This window comes from Shewanella sp. 11B5 (assembly GCF_002836795.1).
Taxonomy (GTDB): Bacteria; Pseudomonadota; Gammaproteobacteria; order Enterobacterales; family Shewanellaceae; genus Shewanella; species Shewanella frigidimarina.
In genome coordinates, this window is record NZ_PJAP01000647.1 from 1 (window position 1) to 3,616 (window position 3,616).

The 3,616-nt window shown below is 43.5% G+C and carries 2 protein-coding genes; both read right to left on the reverse strand.

Features of this window, described 5'->3' with window-relative positions; all coding sequences use genetic code 11:
- A partial coding sequence (gene norR, locus CXF78_RS14815) for a nitric oxide reductase transcriptional regulator NorR (protein ID WP_102037234.1) occupies positions 1 to 988 on the reverse strand: 988 nt, incomplete at its 3' end.
- Between the two features lie 141 nt (positions 989 to 1,129).
- The gene (locus tag CXF78_RS14820; RefSeq protein ID WP_102037235.1) at positions 1,130 to 3,418 is read right to left on the reverse strand and encodes a nitric-oxide reductase large subunit; all 2,289 of its coding nucleotides are present in this window, start codon (positions 3,416 to 3,418) and stop codon (positions 1,130 to 1,132) included.
- Positions 3,419 to 3,616 lie beyond the last annotated feature (198 nt).

The window sequence follows — 3,616 nt, forward strand, 5'->3', positions numbered from 1 at the left end:
CAGCAATAATACGAACATCCACTTTTAAGCTACGATCATCACCGACTTTTTGTAAATCCCCGTATTGCAGTACTCGCAACAATTTAGCTTGTAAATTAAGTGCGAGCTCACCAATTTCATCTAAAAATAGGGTTCCCTTATCGGCCATTTCAAATTTGCCGCTACGATGGCTAATTGCGCCTGTAAAGGCCCCTTTGACATGACCGAAGAGTTCGCTTTCGGCAACGGATTCAGCCAGCGCGGCACAATTTAAATATACTAGCGGCTTATTGGCTCGCACAGAGTTTTGGTGAATGGCTTTGGCTATTAGTTCTTTACCGGTACCGGTCTCTCCTAAAATCAATACATTGAGCTCTGTTGCTGCGACGACATTGACTTCATTAAGCAGAGATAGAAGGTTATCCGCTTGACCGATGATTTCAGTTTCTTCATGCAGTTGCCCTGATGGTTTAGTATCCGGAATCGTAAAATTGTTGGCTTGTTTTTCGAGTTTATCTATCAGTAATGCATTGTTTAAAGAAACCGCAGCAATAGCACTAAAACTGCGTAAATCATTATTGGTGAATTGATCAAATTTGTTTGGGTCGAGTGCATCGATGGTGAGTGCGCCAATGAGTTGCTCGTTAGCGAATAACGGTAAGCCGATACAGGCATGCACTTTTAAGTCGCCGTCGACATTGGGGATTAAGCCATCGTAAGGATCCGCAAGCTCGCTATCGGAAGGGAAACGGACAATATCTCCTGCTCGAGCAATGGCTTCAAGCCTCGGATGTTCGTTTAAAATAAAGCGCCGTCCAAGTACGTCAGCACTTAACCCATCAATTGCTAAAGGGGTAAATTGATGACCTTGGAATGATAATAGCGCCGCAGCATCGCAATCGAGCGTTTCTCTTACCGTGGTTAATAAACGTGAAAAACGGTCTCGATTAGATAAGTTAGCGGTAATATCAAGTGCGATACGGGTTAAGTCTGCTTGACTCAATGCCATGTCAAACTCCAGTTAACAACAAGTTGATGTCATTATGACAAGTGTGAATATAACAACAAGGGCAAAGGCCAAATTGTAGATAAAAAAGGGGCCATAAAGGCCCCTGATGATGTTTATTAAAGCGCGTTTATCAATGCATACTTAGTTAATCGTTAATGCACCAGCTTGCTTCGCTTTAGCACCTTTGCTGACGATGGCCTTCTTAATAAGGTCAAATAAGAACGCCGCCATTAATAATCCACCAATACTGAAGATAATGTCGCCGAACATTCTCATCCACACGAGGTTTTCAACTAAGTCGCTATGGATAACAGCAGGTGAACGGGCATACCAGTAACCGTGATCGATTGCAGCAAAGAATTGCACAATACCAACAGGCAGTAGCGACATAAACACCATTGCTGCTAAACCGATGTTTAAGGTCCAAAATGCGCCTTTAAGGTATTTGTGGTTCCATTGCATATCGCCTGTTAATCCGCGTAAACAGAATAACATCAATCCTATACCTAGCATGCCATACACGCCCATAAATGCCGCGTGAGCATGGGTTGCCGTGGTGTTTAAGCCCTGGATAAAGTATAGCGAGATAGGTGGGTTAATTAAGAAACCTAATACACCAGCACCCACTAAGTTCCAGAACGAAGTCGCCACAAAGAACATAATCGCCCAGTGATAACGCTCCATCCAAGGGCTGGCTTTTCGTAAACGATAGGTTTCCATCGCTTCAAAACCAATTAATGCTAACGGCACAACTTCAAGTGCTGAGAATATCGCTCCCCAAGCAATAACTGAAGTTTGAGTACCGGTAAAGTATAAGTGATGTAAGGTACCGATTAAGCCACCGGTTAAAAACACCACGGTTGAGAACAATACCGCACCATTGGCACTTCGAGCACGGATAAGCCCTAAGCGAACTAACATTAATGCTATTACAGATGTCGCAAATGTTTCAAAGAAGCCTTCAACCCATAAGTGGACCACCCACCAACGCCAGTATTCTGCAATCGCTAGGTTAGAGTGTTTGCCCATAAACAGGCCTGCACCATAAAATAAGCCAATGGCGACACAAGAAGCGTATAGCACCCAAATAACCGGTTGCATGTCGTTGCTGACTTTTAACGCTGGGCGCATTGAAGCAGTGACTAACGCTAACCAAATTAATAAACCTACCAGCAACAATACTTGCCATACGCGGCCTAAATCGATGTATTCATATCCTTGGTGACCAAACAAGAAGTTCATGTCTAGATCAAAATACTGCTGAACACCCAACCACTCTCCGGCCATAGAGCCAAGGACGATAACAACTAACGCGCCCCAAAGAATGTTCACCCCTAGGCGTTGATACTTCGGCTCGTAACCAGAGAGTGCCGGGGCAATGTATAAGCCAGTGCCTAACCAAGCTGTGGCTATCCAAAATACTGCAAGTTGAGTATGCCAAGTTCGAGTGACCGAATAAGGCAGAATTTCAGATAAAGGGAAACCATAAAACTCTTGGCCTTCAACCGCGTAGTGTGCCGTAATTCCACCAAGCAGTATTTGCAGTAAAAACAGTCCAATCGCAGTGACAAAGTATTTACCTACTGCTTTTTGCGATGGCGTAGGTTTAGTGAAAAATAATGGGTCATCTTTAGCGGGTTCTGGTAATGCTTCTTCTTTGCAACAAGCATGGTGCCAAATCAACATGGCAATACCAAGAATCAATGTCACTACGCTCAACACCGACCAAACTATGTTATCTGAAGTCGGTAAATTACCTATCTGTGGGTCATATGGCCAGTTATTGGTGTAAGTATAATCGTAACCAGGACGTTCGGTTACCGCTGCCCATGAGCCCCAAAATAAGAAAGCATTTAGCAGTTCACGATGGCTAGCATCGGTGATAGTACCTTCTTTCATTGCATATTGTTCGCGCAGTGATGACAGTGCAGGATCGTCACCAAAAAGTGATAAATAGTGTTGAGTCACTTCATTTATCGCCGCAACTCTGGTGTTTGAAAGCGTAACATAGGTTTTATCCTCTGCACTTTCGACAACCGTATTATGGCGCATATCATTTCTGAGGGCTTTTTCTAACCCTGCTTGCTGTTCAGAGTCGAGTTCTGCGAAATCACGATTGAAACGTGCTTTAGCCGTAATAGACAACCAAGCTTGTGCTTCACGGTGCAACCAATCAGCAGTCCAGTCTGGTGCCACATAAGAGCCATGACCCCAAATAGATCCTAATTGATGACCGCCCATTGAGCGCCATACAAGTTGGCCTTGCTCAATATCATTTTCGGTAAATATTGGTTGGCCACTGGTGTCAGTAAACGCCGTTGGAATAGGGGGTTTTTCTCGATATATGCCACTACCTAAACTGAGTAATACAGTGAAGGAAGCCACAAGCACGATGAGTAGTGCAATGCCGGTGAGTTTGTTTTTGCTCATAAGTCCTCTTAGCGCAAAGTCATTTTGATACAGATGACCAGAGCAATACACAAGTCGTGCCAACTTTTGGTTTGTTGTAAGTTGTTGATATTATATTGTTTTGTTTTTCCCCTCTACTCGAGAAGTGTCTTTTTAACAGTTGTAGATAGCTGTTAAAAAGACACTAAGTGTTAAAATGACACATTAATAACGTGATGT

Bases quoted from the DNA above. Each gene is read 5' to 3' on its own strand.
- CXF78_RS14820 (WP_102037235.1), bottom strand. From the start codon at position 3,418: ATGAGCAAAAACAAACTCACCGGCATTGCACTACTCATCGTGCTTGTG.